The following is a 25,889-nucleotide window of genomic DNA, read 5'->3' on the forward strand; positions in this document are numbered from 1 at the left end:
GGAAAGGGCATTAACCAAAAAAAAAGCCTGATAAAATTATCAGGCTTAAAAATGAGAACACACATAAAAACTATAAAGTCAGACGCTCTATTTAGTGAAAGGTTCACCCAGCAGTTAAAATATTTTTAAGCTAAGCTGCAACTAGGTTAGCTAGTAAGTTGTAATGAGACAGTGACTTAACCTTATTCAATAACATTACATATAAAGAAGCAGTGTGTTGTTTGGAGCAGACTCAGAAAAGGCTACTAACAGCTAATAGCAGATAAGAGGTTTATTCCTTTAATCAAACACAAAAAAGCCCAGCATATAGCTGGGCTTAACAAATAACGACTTAATTATTACTTACGTAGCTTTTGGATTAACCTTAGCTGTGCAATTGCTTCTGCTAGCTCAATAGCTGCTTCAGCATAATTAAAATCAGCACCTGGATTAGCAATGTGATCTTCAGCTCGCTTCTTAGCTTCAACAGCTGCTTGCTCGTCTAAGTCTTCAGCACGAATAGCAGTGTCCGCTAACACAGTCACGTTTCCTGGTTGTATTTCAAGTACGCCACCGTTGATGTAAATATTCTCTTCATCACCGTTTTGAACTAGACGCACCATTCCAGGTAACAATGTAGTCAACAAAGGAGCATGGCCAGGATGTATACCTAGTTCACCTTCACTACCAGTAACCTGAATAGCTTCTACCTGACCTGAAAAAATACTGGTCTCAGCGCTTACTACATCTAGTTGTACTGTTGTTGTTGCCATTATGAACCTCCAATAAAGTTCGAAAACATATGAGTTCGTTTAGTCCTGAAATGCTGAATTTGTGCAGAGATAAAGGAAGAAGCGTGGAGCGTATAATTATACGTTAGCACTTCTGACGCCTTTATCTGTGCAAATAACCATTTCAGGACAAACAAATTACATGTTTTTAGCTTTTTCGCTTGCTTCTTCGATTGAACCAACCATGTAGAAAGCTTGCTCTGGAAGGTCATCAAACTCACCTTCAAGAATGCCTTTAAATCCACTAATCGTGTCTTTTAAAGATACGTATTTACCAGGAGAACCTGTGAATACTTCAGCTACGAAGAAAGGTTGTGACAAGAAACGCTGAATTTTACGAGCACGAGAAACAGATAACTTATCTTCTTCAGAAAGTTCGTCCATACCCAAAATCGCGATAATGTCTTTTAGTTCTTTATAACGTTGCAACACTGACTGAACACCACGAGCAATATCATAATGCTCTTGACCAATTACAAGTGGGTCAAGTTGACGTGACGTAGAATCTAGAGGGTCAACCGCAGGGTAGATACCTAGAGATGCTATATCACGAGACAGTACTACTGTAGCGTCTAAGTGAGCAAACGTTGTTGCAGGCGATGGATCGGTCAAATCATCCGCTGGTACGTATACCGCTTGGATAGAAGTGATTGAACCTGTCTTAGTAGATGCGATACGCTCTTGCAGTACACCCATTTCTTCAGCTAGGGTAGGCTGATAACCTACTGCTGATGGCATACGACCTAGTAGAGCAGATACCTCAGTACCAGCCAATGTATAACGATAAATGTTATCTACGAAGAAAAGAACGTCACGACCTTCGTCACGGAACTTCTCAGCCATAGTCAAACCAGTCAGAGCAACACGTAAACGGTTTCCTGGAGGCTCATTCATTTGGCCGTAAACTAGTGATACTTTATCAAGTACGTTTGATTCGTTCATTTCGTGATAGAAGTCATTACCTTCACGAGTACGCTCACCAACACCAGCAAATACTGAGTAACCACTGTGTTCGATAGCGATGTTACGGATCAATTCCATCATGTTTACAGTTTTACCAACACCAGCACCACCGAACAATCCAACTTTACCACCCTTAGCAAATGGGCAGACTAAGTCGATTACCTTGATACCAGTCTCAAGTAGTTCTACTGAACTTGATTGATCTTCGTAAGTAGGTGCTTCACGGTGAATAGACATACGCTCTTCTTCACCAATAGGACCTGCTTCATCGATTGGATTACCCAATACATCCATAATACGACCTAGAGTAGCCGTACCAACTGGAACCTTAATAGCTTCACCAGTGTTTTCAACTGTTAAACCACGGCGCAAACCATCAGTAGTACCCAATGCGATTGTACGCACTACGCCACCACCAAGTTGCTGCTGCACTTCTAGGGTCAAACCTTGCAATTCACCTTCAGTGATTCGCAACGCGTCATATACTTTTGGAACCGAATCTTGTGGAAACTCGATGTCCACAACGGCGCCAATTATTTGGACGACCTTACCTTGACTCATGTTAATTCCTCTTAAATTCTAAAACCTTTGCCTACACCGCTGAAGCGCCGCTTACAATCTCACTAATTTCTTGTGTGATCGCAGCCTGACGTGCTTTGTTGTATACCAATTGCAGGTCGTCAATTAAGTCGCCAGCATTATCGGTAGCTGCCTTCATTGCTACCATACGAGCAGCTTGCTCAGATGCAGCGTTTTCAACTACACCTTGGTATACTTGAGACTCTATAAAACGAACCAATAGCATATCTAAGATAGGCTTTGGATCCGGTTCATAAATATAATCCCAACGATGTTGTAATGTTTGTTCTTCAGATTTTGGCAAAGGCAACAATTGATCGATCTGCGGCTCTTGCGCCATGGTATTTACAAATTTATTAAATACCAAATATAAACGGTCTATCTTGCCGTCATTGAATGCATCCAACATGATACGAACTAAGCCAATAATTTCTTTGACAGTAGGTGCATCACCAAGACCCGACTCAGCAGCAAGTACATTGCCACCAAAGCGGTTGAAGAATGCTACAGATTTTGCGCCTAAGGCAGCAAAGTCTGTTTCAACGCCTTGTTCTTGCCATTTTTGTGCTTCTTTAGCGACCAATTTGAATTCGTTAGTGTTTAAACCACCACATAATCCACGGTCCGTAGAAATCACAATATAGCCCACGCGTTTTACTTCGCGGTCTTCCAAATATGGATGACGATATTCAAGGTTAGCGTTTGCCAGGTGACCGATCACGTTACGAATATTCTCAGCGTATGGACGACTAGAAGCCATACGGTCTTGCGCCTTTTTCATTTTAGACGCTGCAACCATTTCCATAGCGCTGGTGATCTTCTGAGTATTTTTAATACTACCGATCTTACCTTTTATCTCTTTACCGCTAGCCATAAACTCTATCTCCGATTATTCAACATACTGGCTACTTCTATCTAACGAGTTAGATTTCAGTAGCCAAATTGATTACCACGTTTGTGTTTCTTTAAACTTAGTTAAAGCTTCATTTAGTGTGGCTTCAATTGTCTTATCGAAATTACCAGTTTTATTGATAGTGTCCATCAGCTCGCTATATTCACTGTTCATGAAAGAATGTAAAGATGCTTCAAAGTCTAGAATTTTATCTAGAGCAACATCCTTCAAATATCCTTTCTCAACAGAGAACAATGAAACACCCATGTCTGCTACTGAAAGCGGCGCATATTGGTTTTGTTTCATTAATTCAACAACACGCTCACCGTGCTCTAATTGCTCACGAGTAGCGTCATCAAGGTCAGATGCGAACTGCGAGAACGCAGCTAATTCACGATACTGAGCTAGCGCTAGACGAATACCACCACCTAGTTTCTTAACTATCTTAGTTTGAGCTGCACCACCAACACGAGATACCGATATACCTGCGTTTACAGCAGGACGGATACCAGCATTAAACAAATCTGTCTCAAGGAAGATTTGACCATCGGTAATCGAAATTACGTTAGTAGGTACGAATGCAGATACGTCACCAGCTTGGGTTTCGATAATAGGTAAGGCAGTTAAAGAACCTGTTTTACCTGTTACTTCGCCGTTTGTATAACGCTCAACATACTTATCATTAACACGTGCTGCACGCTCTAGAAGACGTGAGTGAAGATAGAAAACATCTCCTGGATACGCTTCACGACCTGGCGGACGACGTAACAACAATGAAATTTGACGATATGCAACAGCTTGCTTAGATAAGTCATCATATACAATCAAAGCATCTTCACCGCGGTCACGGAAATACTCACCCATAGTACAACCAGAGTAAGGTGCTAGATATTGAAGTGCAGCAGATTCTGATGCAGAAGCGGCAACAACTATGGTATTAGCCAATGCGCCATGCTCTTCTAGTTTACGTACTACGTTTGCAATGGTAGAAGCTTTTTGGCCTACCGCAACGTATACACATTTAACACCAGAGTCTTTTTGATTGATGATTGCATCAATCGCTAATGCAGTTTTACCGGTTTGACGGTCACCGATAACCAATTCACGTTGACCACGACCAACTGGGATCATGGCATCTACTGATTTATAACCAGTTTGAATAGGTTGATCAACTGACTGACGTTCAATTACGCCCGGTGCAATTTTTTCAACAGGTTCAAAACCATCTGCATCGATAGCACCTTTACCATCGATAGGTGCACCTAGTGTGTTTACTACACGACCAAGTAGGTTACGACCTACAGGTACTTCTAAGATACGGCCAGATGATTTAACTTTTACGCCTTCTTGAAGGTCAGCGTAAGGACCCATAACTACCGCACCTACAGAATCTCTTTCAAGGTTCAATGCGATAGCGTAACGACTACCAGGAAGCTCGATCATTTCACCTTGCATTACATCAGCAAGGCCATGGATACGGATAATACCGTCGGTTACACCAACAATAGTCCCTTCATTTCGAGCTTCACTTACTACTTCGAACTTCTCAATACGTTGTTTGATTAGTTCTGCAATTTCAGTGGAATTCAGTTGCATGCTCTTTTCCCCGTTATGCTTGTAACGCGTCTGATAGACGGTTTAATTTACTTCGAAGTGAACCGTCAATTACTGTATCACCGGCTTTTATTAGTACGCCGGCTACTAGTTCAGGATCCACGCTACAATTTAGCTTAACTTTTCGTGCAAGACGTTTTTCAAGAGAAGCACTAATCGCTGTTTTTTGTGAGTCATCAAGTTCAACGGCTGAAGTAATTTCAACGTCAATCTCTTTCTCAAAATCAGCCTTAAACTGATTAAATAAAACAGAAATATCTGGCAACGCTTGTAAACGTCTATTATCAGCCAAAACCTTTATTAAGTTTTGACCATGTAGGTCGAGTTGTTCGCCACACACGCCGATAAATATTTCTGAAAGCTTATCTGCCGCAACAGAACCAGTTAAAAGTTCTTTAACTGTTTTATCTTTAGAAACTTCAGCAGCAAAAAATAACATTTCTTGCCATTGTGTAATTACTTTATTCTCAACCGCGTAATCGAACGCAGCTTGCGCGTAAGGGCGAGCGATAGTTGTCAATTCAGACATAGCTCAGTTACCCCTTATAGCTCAGCGACAAGTTTTGCAACTATGTCACTTTGTGCCGCAGCATCAATTTCTCTATCAAGGATTTTTTCAGCACCAGATATCGCCAGAGCAGCTACTTGTTTACGTAACTCTTCTTTAGTGCGATTTCTTTCTGCTTCAACCTCTGAATATCCCTGTGCAATGATTTTCTCACGCTCAGAGTGGCCACGCTGTGTTTCCTCATCAACTATCTGAGTTCCACGCTTTTTAGCCTGTTCGATAATTTCAGCTGCTTGCGCTTTAGCTTCTTTTAGCTTTAAGTCTGCATCGGCTTGAGCAAGTTCGAGAGCTTTCTCTCCTTCCTCAGATGCTGCTAGACCATCAGCAATTTTCTTTTGGCGTTCTTCAATTGCACCAATGATTGGAGGCCATACATATTTCATGCAGAACACAACAAACACTATAAATGCTATTAATTCGCCTATTAGAGTGGCATTTGGTAACACGGCCGCTCCTCCTCGTAAATAGTTCGTTAAAAGATATGGTTAACTATTACTGAGCACCAAGTACGAACAACATATAAAGAGCGATTGCTACACCGATCATCGCGATTGCATCGATAAGACCTGCAACAATGAACATTTTAGTTTGTAATTGGTTTGAAAGCTCAGGCTGACGAGCAGCTGATTCCAAAAATTTACCACCTAAAATACCAAAGCCAATTGCTGGCCCTAGTGCGCATAGACCAATCAAAATACCAACTGCGATATATAGATTACCTAAGATTTCCATAGATTTTCACCTTGTGTTTTAAAGTTAAAGTTAAAATAAAAAAAACGTGTAAAACTTGTTTAGTAGGCTTCCTGCCTTTACCCCTAAGGGCCAGCTAATGCTGTCTAAATTCTTTCCAAAATATTAATGTTTCTCACTCGCCATACTCAGATAAACAATAGTTAACATCATGAATATAAAGGCTTGTAAAGGAATAACTAGTAAGTGGAATGCTGCCCATAAAAAATGAATTGGTAATTGCCATAGTCCGATAGTACCGGCAATAAGTATGAATATAAGTTCACCGGCATATAAGTTACCAAACAGACGTAGAGCTAGAGATAGAGGCTTAGCAATAAGCGCAACTACTTCTAAAATGAAGTTGAACCAATATAACCATGGAGTATTAAAAGGGTGTGCATAAAGCTCTTTCATGAATCCACCTACACCTTTGATTTTAATCGAATAAAAAATCATTAGTGCAAATACACCTAAAGATAGAGCAAAAGTCATACTTGTATCAGTAGTAGGTACTGACTTTATATAAACATCATGGGGATCAACACCCATCATTATGCCAATGTTTTGAGCGATATAAGGAATAAAGTCGACGGGTATTAAATCCATCAAATTCATCAATAAAACCCAAACAAAAATAGTTAAAGCTAATGGAGCAATAACAGGGCTTTTGCCTTGATATGTTCCTTTAACCGTATTGTCTACAAACTCTACAACCAGTTCAACACATGCTTGCCATTTACCTGGTACGCCTGTTGTTGCTTTTTTTGCTGCTGAGCGAAAACTAACTAAAAACACTAAACCCAAAACCACTGACCATGCCAAAGTGTCAATATGAAAAGTCCAAAACCCTTCACCGACAGAAGCATTAGTTAAGTGATGTTGAATATAAGCGCTGACGCTTTGTTCGTCACCTGATGCTGCCATTTTTCCATCCACATTTTAAAGTTAAAAATTGTTGCTGATTCTCGTTGTTGTATTTATCTAACAACGCGATTCAAAAATATTATTATTGGCCACTGAGCCACTAAAGTTACTACATATGTAACAATTAAGGGCAAAGGCTGTAAGCTTTGCCATCTATAAACTAGTACAAACAAAAAAATTGTAACTAAAAATTTTAGTTTATTTCCTTTGTTAAAACTCCGCACTACTAGCTTTATTTTGCTAGCACCGGTATATCTGAATGCTAAGAGAGCAAATACAGCACTAGGAATAATGCATATCAACCCACCATAAAGTGCTGATATTCCTTCATTTTTTCCTAAAAAAAATGCATATAAAAAGGTACATATGATGGCTATGATACTTTGCAATAAAAGTATGTTTTTAGCTAATTTTCGACCTTTTTGGACCAAATTAGTTACCACTTGATCCCTCTATGTATTTAAACCTAACGAAAAGCGCCAAAATTATACTTAACTCGCGCTGATTTACAACAATAAAGTCTAGTTTGGTGCATAAAAGCACTATTATGGAGAGGCTTATAAAGTATTAAATTTTATAAGAAATATTTAAATATTTCTTTGCGTGTACAGGTTATGACATTTTATTTGATACTAAATGGATTTATCAAAACAAAATGCCGTAATTTACATTTTTTACTTAATATGACTTAAAATTCCATCTAGCTGGTCTAAGCTAGAAAAATTGATGACTAGTTTACCTTTACCTTTTGCGTTATGAGCAATGTTTACGGGGGCTCCTAAGCTTTCTGATAGGCTAGTTTGTAGCTTCTCTACATCTGGATCTGGTTTTACTGGCTCTTTTGGTTTTACCGGTGTCAGTAGTTTTCGTACCAATGTTTCAGTATCTCTAACAGTTAAACCTTTTCCAGACACTGTTTGCGCAGCTTCATTTTGTAGCTCACCTTCTAGTGATAAAAGGGCTCTAGCATGGCCCATTTCTATATCACCATGCTCTAGTAATAATTTAACATCTTCATTCAAATTATTAAGACGCATTAAATTCGTAACTGTAGTACGGGATTTTCCAACGGCTGTGGCCACTTCTTGATGGGTTAACTCAAACTCAACCATCAGGCGGTCTAATGCTTGTGCTTCTTCCATTGCGTTTAAATCTTCACGCTGAATATTTTCAATTAACGCAATAGCGACAGCTGATTCATCAGGAACATTTTTAACTAAGCATGGTATTTCATCTAATTGAGCTATTTGGGATGCTCGCCAGCGCCTTTCACCAGCAATAATCTCAAACTTGTCCTCAGCAATTTCTCTAACCACTATAGGTTGAATAACCCCTTGAGAACGAATTGATGAAGCTAAATCTTCTAAAGCTTCAGAAGACATGTCTTTACGAGGCTGGTATTTACCTGGTTGTAAAAACTCTACAGGTATTTTGCGTAATTCACCGTTTTGTTCTGAAGCATCAGCTTCTGAACTAGTTTTACTTTGACTGGTAGCTAATAGGGCATCTAACCCTCTACCTAATCCTCGTTTTTTCGCCGACATGTTGTCCTCTAATTTCTTTATATTTTTTATGTGGTTTTCTTTTTACTACGACGTAATATCTCACCCGCTAATGCCAAATATGCTTTAGCCCCAGTGGAAGATTTATCATAATACATGGCAGGAGCACCAAAACTTGGTGCCTCTGCTAACCTAACATTTCTTGGTATAACAGTTCTATAAACTTGATCCCCAAAATGTCTTTTAAGCTGCTCAGATACATCGTTTGCTAATCTATTTCTAGGGTCGTACATAGTCCTTAGCACCCCCTCTATTCTTAAATCAGGGTTAACGACCGATGCTAATTTTTTGATGGTATCCATTAAGGCTGTTAATCCTTCAAGGGCATAATACTCACATTGCATGGGGACTAAAACCGAATCAGCTGCTGCCATTGCATTAACAGTTAATTGATTCAATGAAGGAGGGCAGTCTATAAAAATAAAATCATAATAATTTCTTACTGGCTGCAATGCGTTTCGAAGCCTTACTTCTCGGGCAAACACTTCCATCAATTTTATTTCGGCGGCTGTTATATCACTATTTCCAGCAATGAGATCGTATTTACCTGATGTCTCTTTAATCAAAACCTCGTGGATTGGTTTCTCTTCAATTAACAGCTCATAACTAGTGTTTTCGACATTATATTTATCAACACCACTTCCCATGGTAGCGTTTCCCTGAGGATCCAGGTCGATCAACAACACTTTACGCTTAGTAGCAGCCATAGAGGCCGCAACATTAACCGCAGTTGTTGTTTTTCCTACGCCACCTTTTTGGTTAGCGATCGCAATGATTTTACCCAAAATAGCCATCCATTTATGTTGGCAGATCAGATAGACATGATATTTATGTCTAATTGAATAGTATCTAATCTGATGGTTGTTTTATTATTTTGACTATATGACGTTCACCGTCAAGGCCCGGAACGTCTAACTTAATTGTTTCTTGTAAGGTAAAACCTGAAGGCAATTCTTCAAGCTCATCCAGAGGAAGTTGACCTTTTAAAGCAAGATAAACCCCGTGAGAATCTACCAGATGTTGGCACCAGTGCAACATATCTTTTAATGATGCAAAAGCTCTGCTCAATACTCCATCTATTTTATGGTTTGGAATATAGTCCTCAACTCTTGATTGCACAGGTTCTATATTTTTAATTCCCAATTCGTGTGCCACTTGTTTCATAAAACGTACACGCTTTCCTAAGCTATCTAGTAAAACAAAATGTTTGTCTGGGCACATAATTGCTAACGGGATCCCTGGTAAGCCAGGGCCAGTTCCAACATCAATATAGTGGGTTTTATCTAAATATGGTGCGACTACAATCGAATCTACAATATGCTTAATAACCATTTTCTCTGGCTCTCGAATAGAGGTCAAATTAAAAGCCTTATTCCATCTATTAACCATTAAAATGTAGTCAATTAATAATTCTTGTTGCTGTTCACTTACATTTAAAAGTGTATTTTTAATGCTTTTTCGTAAAAGGGTGAGTAGTTCCCCACGTAAAACTTGCTGTTCTTTCATCAGGCTATGACTTTCTTTTCGTTATTGCTAGATCCCACTAGTAATCCGTGTTTTTTCAAATAAACAAGGAGTAGTGAAACTGCAGCAGGAGTAATACCTGATATCCTACCTGCTTTACCAATTGTCTCTGGTCTTGCGTCACTGAGCTTAGCTACTACTTCATTACTTAACCCTGATATTTGACTAAAATCAAAATCTTTAGGAATAAGTGTATTTTCATTGCGTACGGTTTTTGCGATTTCATCTTTTTGACGTTCGATATAACCAGCGTATTTGATTTGTATTTCTACTTGCTCAGCCGCTTGCTCATTTTCTAAACCAGTACCAAAGGTGTTTAAACTCATTAGTGTTTTGTAGGTCATTTCTGGACGTCTAATCAGATCTTCTAACGAGTTTTCTTTGGTCACTGGGTTTTTAAGAATTTTATTTAATTCCGCTGTAGCTTCATGTTTTGGATGAACCCAGGTGGTTTTCAGGCGCTGTTTTTCAAGCTCAATTGCTTCTAGTTTCTCATTGAAAGCTTTCCAACGAACTTCATCAACTAACCCTATTTTGTGTCCCTTCGCTGTTAATCGAATATCTGCGTTGTCTTCTCTAAGCAATAGACGGTATTCAGCCCTACTGGTAAACATTCGATAAGGTTCTTTGGTGCCCATAGTCGCTAGATCATCGATCAATACTCCGATATAGGCTTCGTCTCGACGTAAGATAAACTCTTCTTTTTGTTGTACCTGACAAGCTGCGTTAGCACCCGCTATCAAGCCTTGTGCGCCAGCTTCTTCGTAGCCTGTTGTTCCATTTATTTGGCCTGCGAAAAACAAACCATCAATGAATTTAGTTTCTAGGGTTTGTTTTAGATCTCTTGGATCAAAAAAGTCATATTCGATCGCATAACCTGGGCGAACAATATGGGCATTTTCAAAACCTACAATAGAGCGCACTAAGTTCATTTGAACATCAAACGGCAAGCTCGTTGAAATACCATTTGGGTAAACTTCAATACTGTTTAAACCTTCTGGTTCAACAAATATTTGGTGTGAATTTTTATCTGCAAAACGGTGTATTTTATCTTCTATAGATGGGCAATAACGAGGACCAATACCTTCTATTACACCAGTGTACATAGGGGATCTATCTAATCCACCACGAATAATGTCATGGGTTTTTTCGTTAGTGTGAGTAATGTAACAAGGAACTTGTTTAGGGTGATCACTGGCTTTACCTAAAAACGAAACTACAGGAATGGGTGTGTCACCATGTTGTACCTGCATTGCATCAAAATTTAATGTACGAGCATCTAATCTAGCAGGTGTTCCAGTTTTTAAACGATCAACTCTAAAGGGTAAATCTCGTAAGCGATCTGCTAAAGCGATCGAAGGAGGATCGCCTGCACGGCCTCCTTTATAATTTTCCATGCCTATGTGTATTGTTCCACCTAAAAACGTTCCTACGGTGATTACAACAGCTTTAGCACGGAATTTAAGACCCATCTGTGTGACTACACCGACAACGCGATCCTGTTCAACTATAAGATCATCGCAAGACTGTTGAAATAAGGTCAAGTTTTCTTGGTTTTCAATGATGTTTCTAATTTCGTTTTTATAGAGGGTACGATCAGCTTGTGCTCTGGTTGCTCGTACAGCAGGACCTTTACTGGAGTTTAGGGTTCTAAATTGGATCCCAGCTTTATCGATCGCTTTAGCCATTACGCCACCTAGGGCATCGATTTCTTTTACTAAATGTCCTTTACCAATTCCACCAATAGCAGGGTTACATGACATCTGACCCAAAGTTTCGATGTTATGTGTGAGTAATAGGGTAGATGCTCCCATACGTGCAGAGGCTAACGCTGCTTCTGTACCTGCATGGCCACCACCTACTACGACTACATCAAAATTTTGCTGATAAAACATGGTATTCCTCTAACACTGTTGATCATTTTATCCCTTTAAAACGGGGCGCACATTCTATATAGATTTTTGCGTAAGTAAAATGCTTAAAATTCATTCAGATCTTTTATTTTGATCTCTTTAATCTTTATAAGATCTCTTAGATCTTAATTTATTATTACTATTATTAAGGATCTGCTTTTCTGTTAATAACTGTATATTTATCTTATTGATCAATTAGTTATTGTTAGATCAACTATGTTAATAAAGCTCTAATAAGCGGGTATAATATGGGTATAAATAGCCATTTTATCCACAGGGCTGTTTTTCATATTTTTTGTTAAGTGGATATAATTTATTTCTACATGGGTTATACATAAAATTACCCACAATACTTAATATGTTTTGATCTAACTGTGTATAAGTTGTGATCTAAAAAACAGCTCAATTTTGGTTAGATCTTGATCTTTAAAGATAAATAGCCTTTTTTCGATCCTTGGATCTACATTATAAGATCTCATGTATAGTTTGAGCTATTTATAATAGTAATAATTCAATTATCTGCTTAATTGATGTTTTCAACTACAAATAAGTTAGGTAGCTAGGTTAATCTTTAAATTTAAACCAAAAAAAAACGGCATTTTAAACGCCGTTTTTATTTTATAAGTGTAATTTTTATCTAACTTGATTAGGTTGATATCCAGATGTTGATTGTTGCCTTTGAGGTTCAGGCTGTGCTGGGACTATTTCTTTACGACGGCTTGGCCCAGAAAATTTCACTTTATAGGTGTCGTATTCTTTTATTGATTCAAAGCAATAGGAACCTAAGGCTGTTTCTAACTCAGCAAGATTATGGTTGGTGATTAATATACAGTTTTTGTTATTAGCTAAACGTTGTCTAAGTAGATTGCCTAACCAACTTTGAGCATTTTTCTTTAAATTGCTTTCGTTAACACATACTTCATCGAGTATAAGTAAGTCTACGTCCAATAGTTCTTGATTAATTTCTCTAAACTTTTGCCCTACATCATCTTTTGCATTGTAGTCATATGAGAAAAATCGTAATTCTAACAAGCTAGAAAGTTGGCGATATAAAACAGATATTTCGTATTTTTGTATGAGTTCGTGGGCAATTGCACCTGCTGTATGCGATTTTCCGCGACCGTAGTCACCGTAAAAAATCATCATATGAGAGCCACTTCTACGCCAGTTCTGATCTTCATGTGCAGCGATAAACGATTTTGCGATACTGACTGCTTCTATGACGTCACTACTGTCTTCTATTAAATTTTCAAAGGTCCACTTAGGATTAAGATCAGAACGTCCTTGAATAGCTTGTATGCGTTGTTTTTTACCTTGTTGCTGAATTAACCTAATGTCTCTATTAGCTAAAGCTTCATATTCACTTCTTAGACTTTTATAGTCAGTATAACTATCGGGAACATGCTGTCTCCCTAGAGCTTTACCTAGCTGTTTTATTTTGTCTTGAATACTGTCCACGAATTTTTAATCCTAGAAATAAAGTTAATTTTACAGGTTATTTTTACTATATTTTGCAACCAAGTTTTTAGCATTTTCATCAGCACTGATACCGGCTTTAGGTGTTACCAATTGCTGACCAATCTTTTGTACTCCTTTGAAGTTATTAGCTAATCGCATTTTCTTCAAATTAAATACAAATTTTTGTGACCATTGATATTCACTAAATTGTACTTCTGGCCTGCCTAACCAGTATGCAATAAAGTCACCTAATTCATTGTCTGTATATTGATATTCAATTAGGCCAATTAGTTTTGCTAAATCAGCAACTAGATTTTCATTTGGTTTCCAGTCTAAGTGCATACTACTCCATTTCATATGAAGCTTGGTATAATCATCAACTTTCATTGTGGTTAAAGGTAATGTTAGGGTTTTACCATTAAAGCTGTGATTGAGCTCTACTTCTTCATTAAAATTAACAAGCCCGATATTGAGTAGCTCTTTAATTAGACTATTGATTTGCCTGCCGAGTGTGAACTTTTGTTCTTTCCCGTTAAGCATTGAAAGAAAAGCTTTGTAATTTAGAGGTGCACTTACCCCTGTTTTTTTATCAACAGTGGGCTTTATACCCAAGATGTATAAAGTTCTGGCATCATTACTTAGAGATTGAAGAAGGGCAGTTTGTTCTGCCTGATTAAATTCCATTAGTTATGTTAATTACCCATTTAAATCTGGGTTGTTGAAGTAGGTATTTAAATAATCAACGGCGGCATTTTCAGGAATAGGGTGGTTCAAAACATCAATATGGATTGCGGGTAATAGTAATGTAGCACCAGCATTTTTCATTGAGGTTTCTAATTGTATAGCACCATAACAAAAGGTGTCATAACTACTATCACCTAATCCGATAATAATAAATTTTGTTTTTGGAAAATGTTTTGCTGTTAATTCATTTGCAAAAGGTTGGATATTATCTGGTAAATCACCGGCACCATGGGTTGATGAGCAAATAATCCAAGTTGCCTCTTCATCTAAATTAGCTAACTCAGGTGTCAGATGAATATTACTGCTGTGTTGTCTATCTGATAAGACTTCTTGTACTGCATCTGCAACATATTCTGTCGCGCCCAATACACTGCCTACTATTATTTCGAACTTTGCCATTTAAGGGTTACGTATGTTATTAGTCTGTTTGCATTGTACCTTGTGGGTAATAAATCAGCATAAATAAATTTTACTTAATATTGTTACGATTTAATAAGGAGGGTTATTTCCCAATACAAAAAGAAGAAAATATCTTAGTCAGTAGATCGTCTGAACTAAATTCTCCGGTTATTTCATTCAGATGCTGCTGTGTAAGTCTTAGTTCTTCTGCCAATAATTCGCCAGCTAAGTGTTCTTCCAGTTGTACTTTACCTAAATATAGGTGTTCAAATGCACGGTCTATCGCATCTAAATGACGTCGCCTAGCAATGAATTGACCTTCTGTACCCGAATTGAACCCAATACAATCTTTAAGATGATTGGTTAAATGGTGAATTCCTTGCTGCTTGCTAGCAGATAAAGAAATTACCGGATATTCGCCATTGTTATCAAAATTGTCAGTCTCATTAGATAGGTCAATTTTATTACGTACTATTGTTAAGCCTATGCTTTTAGGAAGCTTTTCATAGAACTCTGGCCAAATTTTAGCTGGATGGGTTTCTGGTGAATCAGTGCTATCAAGCATAAATAGAATACGATCGGCTTGATTAATTTCTTGCCAAGCTCTTTCTATGCCTATTTTCTCAACCTTGTCTGGACTATCTCTTAATCCCGCCGTGTCTATAATATGTAAAGGCATGCCATCTATATGAATGTGCTCTTTTAACACATCACGGGTGGTACCTGCTATATCTGTAACTATTGCTGCATTTTTACCGGCGAGGGCGTTTAATAGACTAGATTTTCCTGCATTGGGTTTCCCGGCTATAACTACGCGCATGCCTTCTCGCAATAGGGCGCCTTGCTTAGTTTGTTGCCTTAAAGTTTCGAAAGAAGAAATAATATTATCTAAATCGGTTTGTATTTTGCCATCACTTAAGAAGTCTATTTCTTCGTCAGGAAAATCAATAGCGGCTTCCACATACATTCTTAAATGAATTACTTGTTCTACTAGTGAATGGATTTGTTTTGAGAACTCTCCTTGGAGTGAACGTAAAGCGCCTTTGGCTGCTTGCTCTGAACTAGCGTCTATTAAATCTGCAATTGCTTCAGCTTGTGCTAAATCTAGTTTATCGTTTAAGAATGCTCTTTCACTAAATTCCCCGGGCTTGGCAATACGCACATTTGATGTTTTTAAAATGCTGTTGAGTAGCATATCTAAAACTACTTGTCCGCCATGCCCTTGCAGTTCAAGTACATCTTCACCCGTAAATGAGTTTGGCGCTTTAAAAAACAACGCGATACCTTGGTCGATTATGTTTTTGTCTACATCATAAAAGGGGAGGTATTCGGCTTTACGTATTTTCGGTATTTTACCCAGCATAGCAGTGGCTACTTCACCTGCTAATTTTCCGGAAACTCTCACTATTCCTACACCGCCTTTTCCTGGCGCTGTAGCTTGCGCAATAATAGTGTCGTTATCTTCCGTAAAGCCAATTGCATTCATACTGTAATTAGTCTCTAAAGTTTGTGAATTGAAGAGGTAAATCGAGTTCTGCTTCTTTTGCTATTCTCATAGCCTGTTGTAAATCATCACGCTTTTTACCTGTTACACGAATTTTATCTTCTTGAATTTGTGCTTGGACTTTTAGTTTTGACTCTTTCAGCAGTTTTATAATTTTCTTAGCATTAGGTTGTTCTATACCTTGAATAAACTTAACTACTTTTTTATGTGTCTTTCCTGTGACATCTGAATCTTGCGGGTCTAGAGCTGCGTTACTTACACCTCTTTTAGCACAAGCGCTGCGTAGCATATCCATCATTTGTTTAATCTGAAAATCCCCTTCAGCTTTTAAAGTTACGACTTCATTGGCATAGTCAAATGATGCATCTACGCCACGAAAATCAAAACGCGTACTGAGTTCTCTACTAGCGTTATCAACAGCATTTTTTACTTCAACTAAGTTGATTTCTGAAACAATATCTAATGAAGGCATCGGGTATCCTTTTATGTAAGTTATGTGGATATTATTGTAGAGACAAAAAAGCCCGTTTTATATGACCAAATAGGAATAAAACGGGCTAATCATCAAGATTGAATTATTTTGTTTTTAGACCACGTTTTTCCATTGATGCATAAATAATTTTAGCTTGGATTAACGTAATAATATTACTCACTAACCAATATAAAACTAAACCTGCAGGGAATATAAAGAAGAACAAACTCATTGCCACAGGCATAAATTGCATTATCTTCTGTTGCATAGGGTCAGTCATAGTCATTGGTTGTAGTTTTTGTAATAAGTACATGCTTGCACCAGTTAATATGGGTAGCACAAAGAATGGGTCTTTAGCGCTTAAGTCAGTTATCCAGAATATGAAATCTGCATGCCTTAATTCAACACTTTCAAGCAATACCCAATACAATGCTAAGAATATTGGCATTTGTAGTAACAGCGGAAAACATCCACCCATAGGGTTAACTTTATCTTTCTTGTATAACTCCATCATTCCTTTTTGAAGCTTTTGCTTATCATCACCACAACGTTCTTTTAAGGCATCCATTTTTGGCTTTAACTCACGCATCTTAGCCATTGATTCATACTGTTTCTTAGTAAGTGGATACATCATACCTTTAACAATTACAGTGATAATTATTATTGAGAATCCCCAGTTTCCAACAATACTTTGGATAAATTGAAGAAGAGCAAAAAGATATTTTGAAATAAACCAAAGGAAACCATAGTCAACAGTTAAATCTAAGCCTCTAGCTATTGTAATTAATGTGTCTTGGTCTTTTGGCCCAAGGTAAAGGGCACTGGTAATTTGTGCAGTTTCACCAGGTTGTACGGTTACAGATTCGCCTGTAAAACCAATAACAGCGTTAGTATTTTGTTTGATAGTACTGAATAGTTTATTTGTTTGTTCTTGAGGAGGAACCCAAGCCGAGACAAAATAGTGTTCTATCATTGCTGCCCATCCAGCTTTTGTTGTTTCTCTAAGGTTTGAGTCTGTCATATCGTCGAAAGAGTATTTTTCGTAACGATCTTCTTCAGTTGAGTAAGCTCCGCCTCGATATACAGGCATGAACATACTGCTTTCTTGTTCAAGCATACTTTGCTTTAACTGGCCGAATTGCTGCATTTGCTTAGGAACATTTGTGTTGTTCTCAATTATGTAGCTAACATCTATTTTGTGACTACCTTTTGTAAAAATGAAGTTTTTGGTTACCTTCATTCCATCTGATGTTACTAGGCTTAATGGTACAGTCAAAGTGTCTGACGTTAATGTGTACTCTTCTTGTGGAGTGATATAGGTTGGTCGACCTTTAGCATCAACACCGTCTTGACCAATTAATCCACTTTGAGCGATAAACAATTTATCTCCGCTTGGTCTAAGTAGGCTATATAATTCTGTGGAGCCTTGTTCTAGCGGATATTTAGCAAGGTTAGCTGAAACAACATCGCCACCTTGCGTATCTATATTCAGTACTAAGGTATCTGTTACAACGGATATAATTTTTCCTGATGCTTGATTGATAGCTTGAATGCTTTGTCCGTCTACTGAGGCTACTGGAATATCAGTTGAGCCATTATTGGTGGCAGAATAAGTTTCCTGAGTGTTATTTACAGGTTCAGGAGGCTGAGGGCCATAATCTACTTGCCATTGTTGCCATAATAGAAAGCCGACCATAGCTAGGCCAATAAACAAAAAACTACGTTGAGATTCCATAAAGTACTCTAATTAACTGCTAAATTATGTGGGCGATTTAATTGCTTCCATTGAAAATATTAAATCACGGCGATATTACTATTTTATTTATTACCTGCTCTTTATAAGGGCAGTTGTGTAAAATTCATTATTTATTTCTTTTTTTCTCAGGTACTGGGTCATAGCCACCATCATGCAAAGGATGGCATTTTAATATGCGTTTAATGCTTAACCAACTACCTTTGATAAATCCGTGTTCTTTTATTGCGTCAATCGCATAATAAGAACAACTAGGATGAAAACGGCATGTAGGCCCCAACATAGGTGAAATAAATTTTTGATAAAGTTTAATAAAACCTATTGGGATTTTTCGCAACGTAATGCTAATTTTTTCCATAGTTTTTCGAGTAGGGAAAACAGTTCTTTATTTGATAATTTATCTAAGCCACTTTTACCGACTACAACTATATCAATATTTGGTAACGAATGACGCTGTAAACGAAAACTCTCTCGAATTAATCGTTTAATTCGATTTCTATCATGGGCGTATTTAACTCTTTTTTTAGATAAAGTAATGCCTAGACGAGGATTATTTGATTCGTTATATCTAGCTAGTAGGGTAAGTTGGGGAGAAACCGCAGGAATTGCATTATTGAAAACATATTCAAAGTGGGTGGGAGTAAGTAGCCTTAACTCCCTAGAAAAATTATTTTCACCCACCTTGGATAATTAAGCTGATAAACGAGCACGGCCTTTAGCACGACGATTTGCTATGACCTTACGGCCATTTTTAGTCGCCATACGGGCACGAAAACCGTGTGAACGCTTACGCTTTAAGTTGCTTGGTTGAAAAGTTCTTTTCATGACCTAGTCCCGTTACATAAGGTTAAACAAAATGAACATAGAGATTACCTTATTTAGGTATGCCTGTGCTCAAAAATGACGCTGAATAATAGAGATCACTTAGACCTTTGTCAATTAATAAGTGACTCAGTGACGTAATTTAATTTTAAAGCACCTTTTCTCTATTTTATACCGCTATAGTATGGGGTTATTTTAATAAGTTTTCCCCTTTCTATGATTTATCCACAGTAGTCACTATTTTTTTGGCATAATCTGGTTTTCGAAAGCCTAAAAATCCCTTCTAATTAAAGTTATAGTTGAATTTTTAATGATGTTAGTAACAAAAAATATTGCTTTAAAGTAAATAAATATAAGGATTTAAGTGTTTAAACTAATTTTTTTTAAAATGCTTGTTGCCTTGTGGTGGTGTTTAGCGAGATAATTCACAGCTAGTTTGGTGAAACCTCTTATTTTCTTCACTAAAATTTTAATTTAATAATCAGTAGTTAATTCGTTTTTTACGTCTTTCTTGTTTAAAGCCTTTATAATTAAGGTCGGAGTAGTTTTTTTTAATGTCTATATGGAATCAGTGCCTAGATAGGTTACAGCAAGATTTACCTATTCAACAGTTCAGCATGTGGATAAGACCACTCCAAGCAGATTTGAATGATGAATACCTTACTTTATTTGCTCCGAATCGTTTTGTGCTCGATTGGGTGAGGGACAAATATTTTGTTCAAATTACACAGTTATTATCTGAGTTTTGTGGCAACAAGCCACCTCAACTGAGGTTTGAAGTGAAGCGTGTTGATATTGGTGGAAATTCAATATCAAAAAGTACTCCGAAAGCTCCAGCTGCTTCAAGCTCACCAGTTATTAAAAATGAAAAGTCAGCTGCTGTAGCTTCTTTAGCCAGTCATAACTCGGCGCCAGCTTCTACCGTAACCCCAGCCCATAAAAGTAATATTAATCTTACATATAAGTTTAATAATTTTGTTGAAGGTAAATCTAACCAGTTAGCTAGAGCTGCGTCGCAACAAGTTGCTGATAACCCTGGTGGTGCTTATAACCCCTTGTTTATATATGGTGGTACAGGTTTAGGTAAGACTCACTTATTGCATGCTGTTGGTAACGGAATTATTGATAATAAGAAAGATGCTACAGTGGTATATATGCAATCGGAACGTTTTGTTCAGGATATGGTAAAGGCGCTGCAGAATAATGCGATAGAAGAGTTCAAACGTTATTATAGATCTGTTGATGCTTTATTAATTGATGATATTCAATTTTTTGCAAATAAAGAGCGCTCTCAAGAAGAATTTTTTCATACCTTTAATGCCTTGTTAGAAGGCAATCAACAAATTATTTTAACCTCTGATCGTTATCCTAAAGAAATAACAGGTGTTGAAGACAGATTGAAGTCACGTTTTGGCTGGGGATTAACAATTGCAATTGAACCTCCAGAATTAGAAACTCGTGTTGCTATTTTGATGCGTAAAGCAGTAGAGAATAAAATATTTTTACCAGATGAGGTTGCGTTTTTCATAGCAAAGCGGCTTAGGTCGAATGTTAGGGAGTTAGAAGGAGCATTAAACCGTGTAATTGCGAATGCTAACTTTACTGGTAGACCAATCACCATAGATTTTGTTAGGGAAGCATTGAGAGATTTACTTGCCTTACAAGAAAAACTGGTCACTATTGATAATATTCAGAAGACGGTCGCTGAATATTATAAAATTAAAATGGCTGATATTTTGTCTAAGCGTCGTAGTCGCAGTGTAGCTAGGCCTAGGCAAATGGCCATGGCTTTAGCTAAAGAATTGACTAATCGTAGTTTACCAGAGATAGGGGATGCCTTCGGTGGCAGAGATCACACCACGGTACTACATGCATGTCGAAAAATAGTACAGCTAAGGGAAGAAAGTCATGATATAAAAGAAGACTATCAGAACTTAATTCGTACACTATCTTCTTAAAAAATTACGAGTAGAAAATGAAATTTAGTATTAGCAGGGAAAACTTTTTACAACCCCTTCAATTGGTTTCAGGCGCGGTAGAACGTCGCCATACATTACCTATTTTATCAAATGTGCTTATTAAGGTTAGTGATAACTCACTATGGTTGACTGGTACGGATCTAGAAGTTGAACTTATTTCAAATGTCACGCTTACAGATGATTTTGTTGAGGGTGAAATTACTGTACCCGCTAAAAAGCTTTTTGATATATGCCGTGGTTTGGCTGAAGGTAGTACTATCGATTTTAGTCTAGATGGTAATAAAGCGATATTACGGTCGGGTAGAAGCAAATATAGCTTATCTACTTTGTCTGCAGAAGATTATCCAAACCTAGAAGATTGGCAAGGTGAACTTGAGTTTGAAATTTCACAATCTGATTTAAAACACCTTATCGACAGCACTCACTTTTGTATGGCTCAACAAGATGTTCGTTATTACTTAAATGGCATGTCTTTAGAAACAGAAGATAATCTTATCCGTACAGTAGCTACAGATGGACATAGGTTAGCTCTGTGCCGCTTATCATACGAAAATGCAACCTTACCAAGTCGTCAAGTTATTATTCCTCGTAAAGGTGTTCTAGAGATTATTAGACTTATTGAAGATGACGAAAAACAAGTTAAGGTTCAAGTAGGCACTAACCATATTCGTATATTTTCAACCGACTTTATTTTCACTAGTAAATTAGTAGATGGAAGGTTTCCAGATTATCGTCGAGTTTTACCTAGAGATGGTGATAAAAAAATTGAATCTAGTAAGGATGTGTTAAAGCAGGCATTCTCTAGGGCATCAATATTATCTAATGAAAAATTTAAAGGTGTACGCTTAAATCTATCTAATGGCGAACTAAAGATTACAGCTAATAATCCAGAGCAAGAGGAAGCTGAAGAAATCGTTGATGTAGATTATCAGGGTGATAATTTAGAGATAGGTTTTAATGTGGCGTATTTAATAGATGTGATGAATGGTTTAAGTTGTGAAAATATTCGCATTACATTGGCAGACTCAAATAGTAGCGCCTTGTTAGAAAATGCAGAAGATGATTCGGCACTTTATGTCATTATGCCAATGAGACTTTAGGTTTAGATTTTATTTTATACTTTTTCCTTAAGACGTATCTAGGTCTATGAAACTAGATAGGGTCCAGATAAGTGACTTTAGAAATTTAGATAGTTTGTCTTTTCGCCCCAATAAAAATTTAAATGTTTTTATTGGGGAAAACGGAAGCGGCAAATCTTCAATTTTGGAAGCTCTTCATTATTTAGGTTTTGCCCGATCCTTTAGAACATCAAAACACAAAAACGTAATTCAGAATAATAAAGATAGCTTTACTGTTTATTGTTCAAGTGTAAATGAAGAAGAAGGTGGTACCGTTAACAAACTAGGTATTAGTCGAGCTAGAGATGATACCTGCGTAGTTAATATAAATGGCGTTAAGTCAAAGAAGGCATCTGATCTTGTTAGTTGTTTACCTATTCAAATTTTTACCCCACAAAGCTCTGATTTACTTTTGGGTGCTCCAAAGTTAAGAAGGCGTTACCTTGATTGGTTATTGTTTCACGTGGAACATAACTTCAATTTAGAAGCTTCTATTTTTTCAAAAAGCTTAAAGCAGCTTAACGCTATCTATAAGCAGAATCAAAATACTCAGCCAGATGATGGATATTGGATTGACTTGTTCTGTAAGCAAAGCAATACAATTACAGACCAGCGTCACAATATACTGACTGACGGCCTAATACCTATGATTTATTCGATATTAACTGACTTTTTACCTGAGTTTTGTTTCGAAATTTCGTATTATAGGGGATGGGAAAAAGAACTTACATTAGAACAATGTATAGCTAAAAACAGTGTTAAAGACAGACGAAATGGTTTTGTTAGTGTTGGCCCCCATAAGGCAGATTTGAGAGTTAAAATTGATGGAACAAGTGCCCATGAGGTTCTTTCCAGAGGGCAACTAAGAATGTTAGTTGCCAGTATGCAATTAGCTCAAACATTATTTTTACAAACTAAGACTAAAAGAGCGTCGATATTTCTGTTAGATGATATTGGCGCAGAGTTAGATGAAGCTAAGAGATCAATATTTGTATCAAAGTTAGTAAAGTCAAATACACAATTATTTGTTACGGCGATTGACACTAAACAGTTGGACTTCGTAAAAAATTATAATGATAAAACAGTGTTTCACGTGGAACATGGTCATGTGAGAGAGGAGATTTAAATTAATGGCAGAAGAAAATGTTTATGATTCGTCTAGTATCAAGGTCCTAAAAGGACTAGATGCAGTTAGAAAAAGACCTGGGATGTATATAGGTGATACCGATGATGGAACGGGTCTTCATCATATGGTTTTTGAAGTTGTTGATAACTCGATAGATGAAGCTCTAGCTGGTCATTGTTCCAGTATAAATGTGAAGATTCATATTGATGGTTCAGTTTCGGTAAAAGATGACGGCCGTGGAATTCCGACAGAAATTCATGAAGAGGAAGGAGTCTCAGCTGCTGAGGTTATCATGACTGTTTTACATGCCGGTGGTAAGTTTGATGATAATTCTTACAAGGTATCTGGTGGTTTACATGGTGTTGGTGTATCTGTTGTTAACGCCTTATCTAAGAAGCTTCAAATACAAATTAGACGTGGTGGTAAGCTTCATGAACAAGATTATCATCATGGTGAACCGCAAGCACCGTTAGCAATTATAGGTGATTCTACAACATCTGGTACAAGCATTCGTTTTTGGCCAAGTGAAGAAACTTTTACCAACGTTGAATTTCATTACGATATTCTAGCTAAGAAACTTCGTGAATTATCATTTTTAAACTCAGGTGTTTGCATCATTCTTGAAGATGAACGTGATGGTAAAGTTGATCGTTTTGAATACGAAGGTGGTATAACGGCATTTATAGAATACTTAAATCAAAACAAAACACCTATACATCAAAAAGTATTCTACTTTGAATCAAGCCGTGATGATGGGATCTCTGTAGAAGTTGCTATGCAATGGAACGATAGCTTCCAAGAGAACGTTTTTTGTTTTACCAATAATATCCCTCAAAAAGATGGAGGTAGCCATTTAGCAGGCTTTAGAGGCGCACTAACTCGTACTCTTAATAGCTTCATGGATAAAGAAGGTATGGCTAAGAAGTCAAAGACTAGCACGAGCGGTGATGATGCTAGAGAAGGGCTTACAGCTATTATTTCAGTAAAAGTACCAGACCCGAAATTTTCTTCACAAACAAAAGACAAGCTTGTATCTTCGGAAGTACGGCCTGCAGTGGAAACTGTAATGGGTGAGAAACTACAGGAGTTTCTATTAGAAAATCCTGCTGATAGTAAAATCATTGTAGGTAAGATTATTGATGCAGCTAGAGCTCGTGAGGCTGCTAGAAAAGCGAGAGAAATGACGCGAAGAAAAGGAGCGTTAGACTTAGCTGGGTTACCAGGTAAGCTTGCGGATTGCCAAGAAAAAGATCCCGGATTATCCGAACTATATATAGTGGAAGGGGACTCTGCTGGCGGTTCAGCTAAGCAGGGAAGAAATCGTAAAAACCAAGCAATCTTGCCTTTGAAAGGTAAAATCCTAAACGTTGAAAAAGCTCGTTTTGATAAAATGCTATCGTCTCAAGAGGTGGCAACCTTAATTACCGCTCTTGGTTGTGGTATTGGTAGAGATGAGTACGACCCAGAAAAGCTTCGTTATCATAGAATAATCATAATGACAGATGCTGATGTTGATGGATCGCATATCAGGACCTTGTTGTTAACTTTCTTTTATCGTCAAATGCCAGAGATTATAGAAAGAGGATATATTTATATAGCTCAACCTCCTTTGTATAAAACTAAGAAAGGTAAACAAGAGCAGTACTTAAAAGATGATGAGTCTTTAACTAAGTACCTAACTTCTATTGCGTTAGACAATGCCTCACTTCATGTAAATGAAGATGCACCGAGTATTACAGGTGTTGCTTTAGAGAACTTAGTAAAGTTATATCAAGATACAGTAGCTATGATCACTCGAATTAGTAGGTTAATGCCTGAAGTTATCTTAAATAAATTGATATATAGCAGCACATTAGAAGCAGCCGATGTAAATGATGAGCAAAAATTAATTGGGTTTGCTAAAGACTTTACTGAAGCTTTAACTAATGATGAAGTAGATGGCGCGAGCTATTCTTTTGAGGTACGTCATGATTCAGAAAGAAGTAATTGGTACGTTGCCATAATAATTAGATTACACGGTATAGATACCGAATATAAACTTGATAAAGAGTTTTTAGAGTCTAACGAATATAAGCGTATCAAAGAATTAAACTTAGCTATAAACGGTATTATAGAGCCTTCTGGTTATGTTAAACGTGGTGAGAAGACTAAGCCTGTTACTAGTTTTGTTGATGCTTTAGACTGGCTAATGGCTGAGTCAAAGCGTGGTCAATATATACAAAGATACAAAGGGTTAGGAGAGATGAACCCTGGGCAGTTATGGGAAACCACAATGGATCCAACGTCTCGTAGAATGTTGCAAGTTAAAATTGAAGATGCAATTGGAGCAGACCAACTATTTACTACATTAATGGGTGACCAAGTTGAACCTAGAAGAGCGTTTATTGATGAGAATGCATTAAAAGTTGCTAACTTAGACGTGTAGTTTCTAATTATCGTTTACATATAAAAAAAGCCGCTTTATAAGCGGCTT

26 protein-coding genes are annotated in these 25,889 nt (G+C 37.4%); 4 read left to right on the forward strand and 22 right to left on the reverse strand.

All coding sequences use genetic code 11. The features are described 5' to 3' along the window. Window positions 1–338: 338 nt before the first annotated feature. The 22 genes from ACMUMK_RS17520 to rpmH all read right to left on the reverse strand — a co-directional run bounded on the left by ACMUMK_RS17520 (window position 339) and on the right by rpmH (window position 19,196). The gene (locus ACMUMK_RS17520) at window positions 339–752 is read right to left on the reverse strand and encodes a F0F1 ATP synthase subunit epsilon (RefSeq protein ID WP_414702452.1); all 414 of its coding nucleotides are present in this window, start codon (window positions 750–752) and stop codon (window positions 339–341) included. 156 nt (window positions 753–908) lie between these two features. Next, window positions 909–2,294, reverse strand: a complete 1,386-nt coding sequence (gene atpD, locus ACMUMK_RS17525; protein WP_414702453.1) for a F0F1 ATP synthase subunit beta — start codon at window positions 2,292–2,294, stop codon at window positions 909–911. Between the two features lie 31 nt (window positions 2,295–2,325). Beyond that, window positions 2,326–3,186, reverse strand: a complete 861-nt coding sequence (atpG, locus tag ACMUMK_RS17530; RefSeq protein ID WP_414702454.1) for a F0F1 ATP synthase subunit gamma — start codon at window positions 3,184–3,186, stop codon at window positions 2,326–2,328. Between the two features lie 72 nt (window positions 3,187–3,258). Then, entirely contained in the window at window positions 3,259–4,800 is a 1,542-nt protein-coding gene (gene atpA / locus ACMUMK_RS17535) for a F0F1 ATP synthase subunit alpha (RefSeq protein ID WP_414702455.1), read from the reverse strand. 13 nt (window positions 4,801–4,813) lie between these two features. Then, window positions 4,814–5,347: a F0F1 ATP synthase subunit delta gene (atpH, locus tag ACMUMK_RS17540; protein WP_414702456.1), complete on the reverse strand. Its 534-nt coding sequence runs from the start codon at window positions 5,345–5,347 to the stop codon at window positions 4,814–4,816. 14 nt (window positions 5,348–5,361) lie between these two features. Then, entirely contained in the window at window positions 5,362–5,832 is a 471-nt protein-coding gene (gene atpF, locus ACMUMK_RS17545; RefSeq protein WP_414702457.1) for a F0F1 ATP synthase subunit B, read from the reverse strand. 46 nt (window positions 5,833–5,878) lie between these two features. Further along, complete coding sequence (atpE, locus tag ACMUMK_RS17550) at window positions 5,879–6,118, reverse strand: F0F1 ATP synthase subunit C (protein WP_133468760.1); 240 nt, start codon at window positions 6,116–6,118, stop codon at window positions 5,879–5,881. Window positions 6,119–6,241: 123 nt separating this feature from the next. Further along, window positions 6,242–7,042 (reverse strand): F0F1 ATP synthase subunit A, encoded by an 801-nt coding sequence (gene atpB, locus ACMUMK_RS17555; RefSeq protein ID WP_414702458.1) that lies wholly within the window; start codon window positions 7,040–7,042, stop codon window positions 6,242–6,244. A gap of 53 nt (window positions 7,043–7,095) precedes the next feature. Beyond that, entirely contained in the window at window positions 7,096–7,473 is a 378-nt protein-coding gene (locus ACMUMK_RS17560) for an ATP synthase subunit I (RefSeq protein WP_414702459.1), read from the reverse strand. 243 nt (window positions 7,474–7,716) lie between these two features. After that, a complete protein-coding gene (locus tag ACMUMK_RS17565) occupies window positions 7,717–8,586 on the reverse strand; it encodes a ParB/RepB/Spo0J family partition protein (protein ID WP_414702460.1) in 870 nt (289 codons plus the stop codon). A 26-nt stretch (window positions 8,587–8,612) separates the two neighbouring features. Next, a complete protein-coding gene (locus ACMUMK_RS17570; RefSeq protein WP_414702461.1) occupies window positions 8,613–9,389 on the reverse strand; it encodes a ParA family protein in 777 nt (258 codons plus the stop codon). A gap of 64 nt (window positions 9,390–9,453) precedes the next feature. Next, window positions 9,454–10,110, reverse strand: coding sequence for a 16S rRNA (guanine(527)-N(7))-methyltransferase RsmG (gene rsmG / locus ACMUMK_RS17575; RefSeq protein WP_414702462.1), 657 nt, complete (start codon window positions 10,108–10,110; stop codon window positions 9,454–9,456). Further along, the gene (mnmG, locus tag ACMUMK_RS17580) at window positions 10,110–12,023 is read right to left on the reverse strand and encodes a tRNA uridine-5-carboxymethylaminomethyl(34) synthesis enzyme MnmG (RefSeq protein WP_414702463.1); all 1,914 of its coding nucleotides are present in this window, start codon (window positions 12,021–12,023) and stop codon (window positions 10,110–10,112) included. The genes rsmG and mnmG overlap by 1 nt, the downstream gene beginning before the upstream one ends. A 651-nt stretch (window positions 12,024–12,674) precedes the next feature. Further along, window positions 12,675–13,499, reverse strand: a complete 825-nt coding sequence (locus ACMUMK_RS17585) for an ATP-binding protein (protein WP_414702464.1) — start codon at window positions 13,497–13,499, stop codon at window positions 12,675–12,677. A gap of 30 nt (window positions 13,500–13,529) precedes the next feature. Then, a complete protein-coding gene (locus tag ACMUMK_RS17590) occupies window positions 13,530–14,183 on the reverse strand; it encodes a DnaT-like ssDNA-binding domain-containing protein (protein ID WP_414702465.1) in 654 nt (217 codons plus the stop codon). A 12-nt stretch (window positions 14,184–14,195) separates the two neighbouring features. Then, window positions 14,196–14,642: an FMN-binding protein MioC gene (mioC, locus tag ACMUMK_RS17595; RefSeq protein ID WP_414702466.1), complete on the reverse strand. Its 447-nt coding sequence runs from the start codon at window positions 14,640–14,642 to the stop codon at window positions 14,196–14,198. 103 nt (window positions 14,643–14,745) lie between these two features. Next, on the reverse strand, window positions 14,746–16,128 hold the full coding sequence (gene mnmE, locus ACMUMK_RS17600) for a tRNA uridine-5-carboxymethylaminomethyl(34) synthesis GTPase MnmE (RefSeq protein WP_414702467.1): 1,383 nt from the start codon (window positions 16,126–16,128) through the stop codon (window positions 14,746–14,748). A gap of 7 nt (window positions 16,129–16,135) precedes the next feature. After that, a complete protein-coding gene (locus tag ACMUMK_RS17605; protein WP_414702468.1) occupies window positions 16,136–16,618 on the reverse strand; it encodes a YajQ family cyclic di-GMP-binding protein in 483 nt (160 codons plus the stop codon). Between the two features lie 103 nt (window positions 16,619–16,721). Further along, window positions 16,722–18,353, reverse strand: a complete 1,632-nt coding sequence (gene yidC, locus ACMUMK_RS17610) for a membrane protein insertase YidC (RefSeq protein WP_414702469.1) — start codon at window positions 18,351–18,353, stop codon at window positions 16,722–16,724. A 127-nt stretch (window positions 18,354–18,480) separates the two neighbouring features. After that, entirely contained in the window at window positions 18,481–18,729 is a 249-nt protein-coding gene (yidD, locus tag ACMUMK_RS17615) for a membrane protein insertion efficiency factor YidD (RefSeq protein ID WP_414702470.1), read from the reverse strand. Then, on the reverse strand, window positions 18,690–19,052 hold the full coding sequence (rnpA, locus tag ACMUMK_RS17620) for a ribonuclease P protein component (protein WP_414702471.1): 363 nt from the start codon (window positions 19,050–19,052) through the stop codon (window positions 18,690–18,692). Before rnpA ends, yidD begins: the two co-directional genes overlap by 40 nt. A gap of 9 nt (window positions 19,053–19,061) precedes the next feature. Further along, window positions 19,062–19,196 carry a 50S ribosomal protein L34 gene (gene rpmH, locus ACMUMK_RS17625; RefSeq protein ID WP_007615483.1) on the reverse strand — a complete coding sequence of 45 codons (135 nt, stop codon included), beginning with the start codon at window positions 19,194–19,196 and terminating at the stop codon, window positions 19,062–19,064. A 551-nt stretch (window positions 19,197–19,747) separates the two neighbouring features. Between rpmH and dnaA the strand changes: the two genes are divergently transcribed. Genes dnaA through gyrB form a run of 4 tightly spaced genes read left to right on the forward strand, consistent with a single transcriptional unit; the run spans window position 19,748 to window position 25,841 of the window. Next, complete coding sequence (gene dnaA / locus ACMUMK_RS17630; RefSeq protein ID WP_414702472.1) at window positions 19,748–21,151, forward strand: chromosomal replication initiator protein DnaA; 1,404 nt, start codon at window positions 19,748–19,750, stop codon at window positions 21,149–21,151. Window positions 21,152–21,168: 17 nt separating this feature from the next. Beyond that, on the forward strand, window positions 21,169–22,272 hold the full coding sequence (gene dnaN, locus ACMUMK_RS17635; protein ID WP_414702473.1) for a DNA polymerase III subunit beta: 1,104 nt from the start codon (window positions 21,169–21,171) through the stop codon (window positions 22,270–22,272). Between the two features lie 46 nt (window positions 22,273–22,318). After that, entirely contained in the window at window positions 22,319–23,416 is a 1,098-nt protein-coding gene (gene recF / locus ACMUMK_RS17640) for a DNA replication/repair protein RecF (protein WP_414702474.1), read from the forward strand. A 4-nt stretch (window positions 23,417–23,420) separates the two neighbouring features. Next, window positions 23,421–25,841 (forward strand): DNA topoisomerase (ATP-hydrolyzing) subunit B, encoded by a 2,421-nt coding sequence (gyrB, locus tag ACMUMK_RS17645; protein ID WP_414702475.1) that lies wholly within the window; start codon window positions 23,421–23,423, stop codon window positions 25,839–25,841. Window positions 25,842–25,889: the final 48 nt, after the last annotated feature.

The sequence above is a fragment of the Paraglaciecola sp. 2405UD69-4 genome, assembly GCF_047525415.1.
GTDB lineage: Bacteria > Pseudomonadota > Gammaproteobacteria > Enterobacterales > Alteromonadaceae > Paraglaciecola.

Coding starts and splice junctions, on each gene's coding strand:
- atpG (WP_414702454.1), bottom strand. CDS start 3,186: ATGGCTAGCGGTAAAGAGATAAAAGGTAAGATCGGTAGTATTAAAAAT.
- atpA (WP_414702455.1), bottom strand. CDS start 4,800: ATGCAACTGAATTCCACTGAAATTGCAGAACTAATCAAACAACGTATT.
- ACMUMK_RS17565 (WP_414702460.1), bottom strand. CDS start 8,586: ATGTCGGCGAAAAAACGAGGATTAGGTAGAGGGTTAGATGCCCTATTA.
- rsmG (WP_414702462.1), bottom strand. CDS start 10,110: ATGAAAGAACAGCAAGTTTTACGTGGGGAACTACTCACCCTTTTACGA.
- atpH (WP_414702456.1), bottom strand. CDS start 5,347: ATGTCTGAATTGACAACTATCGCTCGCCCTTACGCGCAAGCTGCGTTC.
- yidC (WP_414702469.1), bottom strand. CDS start 18,353: ATGGAATCTCAACGTAGTTTTTTGTTTATTGGCCTAGCTATGGTCGGC.
- dnaA (WP_414702472.1), top strand. CDS start 19,748: ATGTCTATATGGAATCAGTGCCTAGATAGGTTACAGCAAGATTTACCT.
- mnmG (WP_414702463.1), bottom strand. CDS start 12,023: ATGTTTTATCAGCAAAATTTTGATGTAGTCGTAGTAGGTGGTGGCCAT.
- atpE (WP_133468760.1), bottom strand. CDS start 6,118: ATGGAAATCTTAGGTAATCTATATATCGCAGTTGGTATTTTGATTGGT.
- rpmH (WP_007615483.1), bottom strand. CDS start 19,196: ATGAAAAGAACTTTTCAACCAAGCAACTTAAAGCGTAAGCGTTCACAC.
- mioC (WP_414702466.1), bottom strand. CDS start 14,642: ATGGCAAAGTTCGAAATAATAGTAGGCAGTGTATTGGGCGCGACAGAA.
- yidD (WP_414702470.1), bottom strand. CDS start 18,729: ATGGAAAAAATTAGCATTACGTTGCGAAAAATCCCAATAGGTTTTATT.
- ACMUMK_RS17520 (WP_414702452.1), bottom strand. CDS start 752: ATGGCAACAACAACAGTACAACTAGATGTAGTAAGCGCTGAGACCAGT.
- atpB (WP_414702458.1), bottom strand. CDS start 7,042: ATGGCAGCATCAGGTGACGAACAAAGCGTCAGCGCTTATATTCAACAT.
- gyrB (WP_414702475.1), top strand. CDS start 23,421: ATGGCAGAAGAAAATGTTTATGATTCGTCTAGTATCAAGGTCCTAAAA.
- recF (WP_414702474.1), top strand. CDS start 22,319: ATGAAACTAGATAGGGTCCAGATAAGTGACTTTAGAAATTTAGATAGT.
- ACMUMK_RS17605 (WP_414702468.1), bottom strand. CDS start 16,618: ATGCCTTCATTAGATATTGTTTCAGAAATCAACTTAGTTGAAGTAAAA.
- mnmE (WP_414702467.1), bottom strand. CDS start 16,128: ATGAATGCAATTGGCTTTACGGAAGATAACGACACTATTATTGCGCAA.
- atpD (WP_414702453.1), bottom strand. CDS start 2,294: ATGAGTCAAGGTAAGGTCGTCCAAATAATTGGCGCCGTTGTGGACATC.
- ACMUMK_RS17590 (WP_414702465.1), bottom strand. CDS start 14,183: ATGGAATTTAATCAGGCAGAACAAACTGCCCTTCTTCAATCTCTAAGT.
- dnaN (WP_414702473.1), top strand. CDS start 21,169: ATGAAATTTAGTATTAGCAGGGAAAACTTTTTACAACCCCTTCAATTG.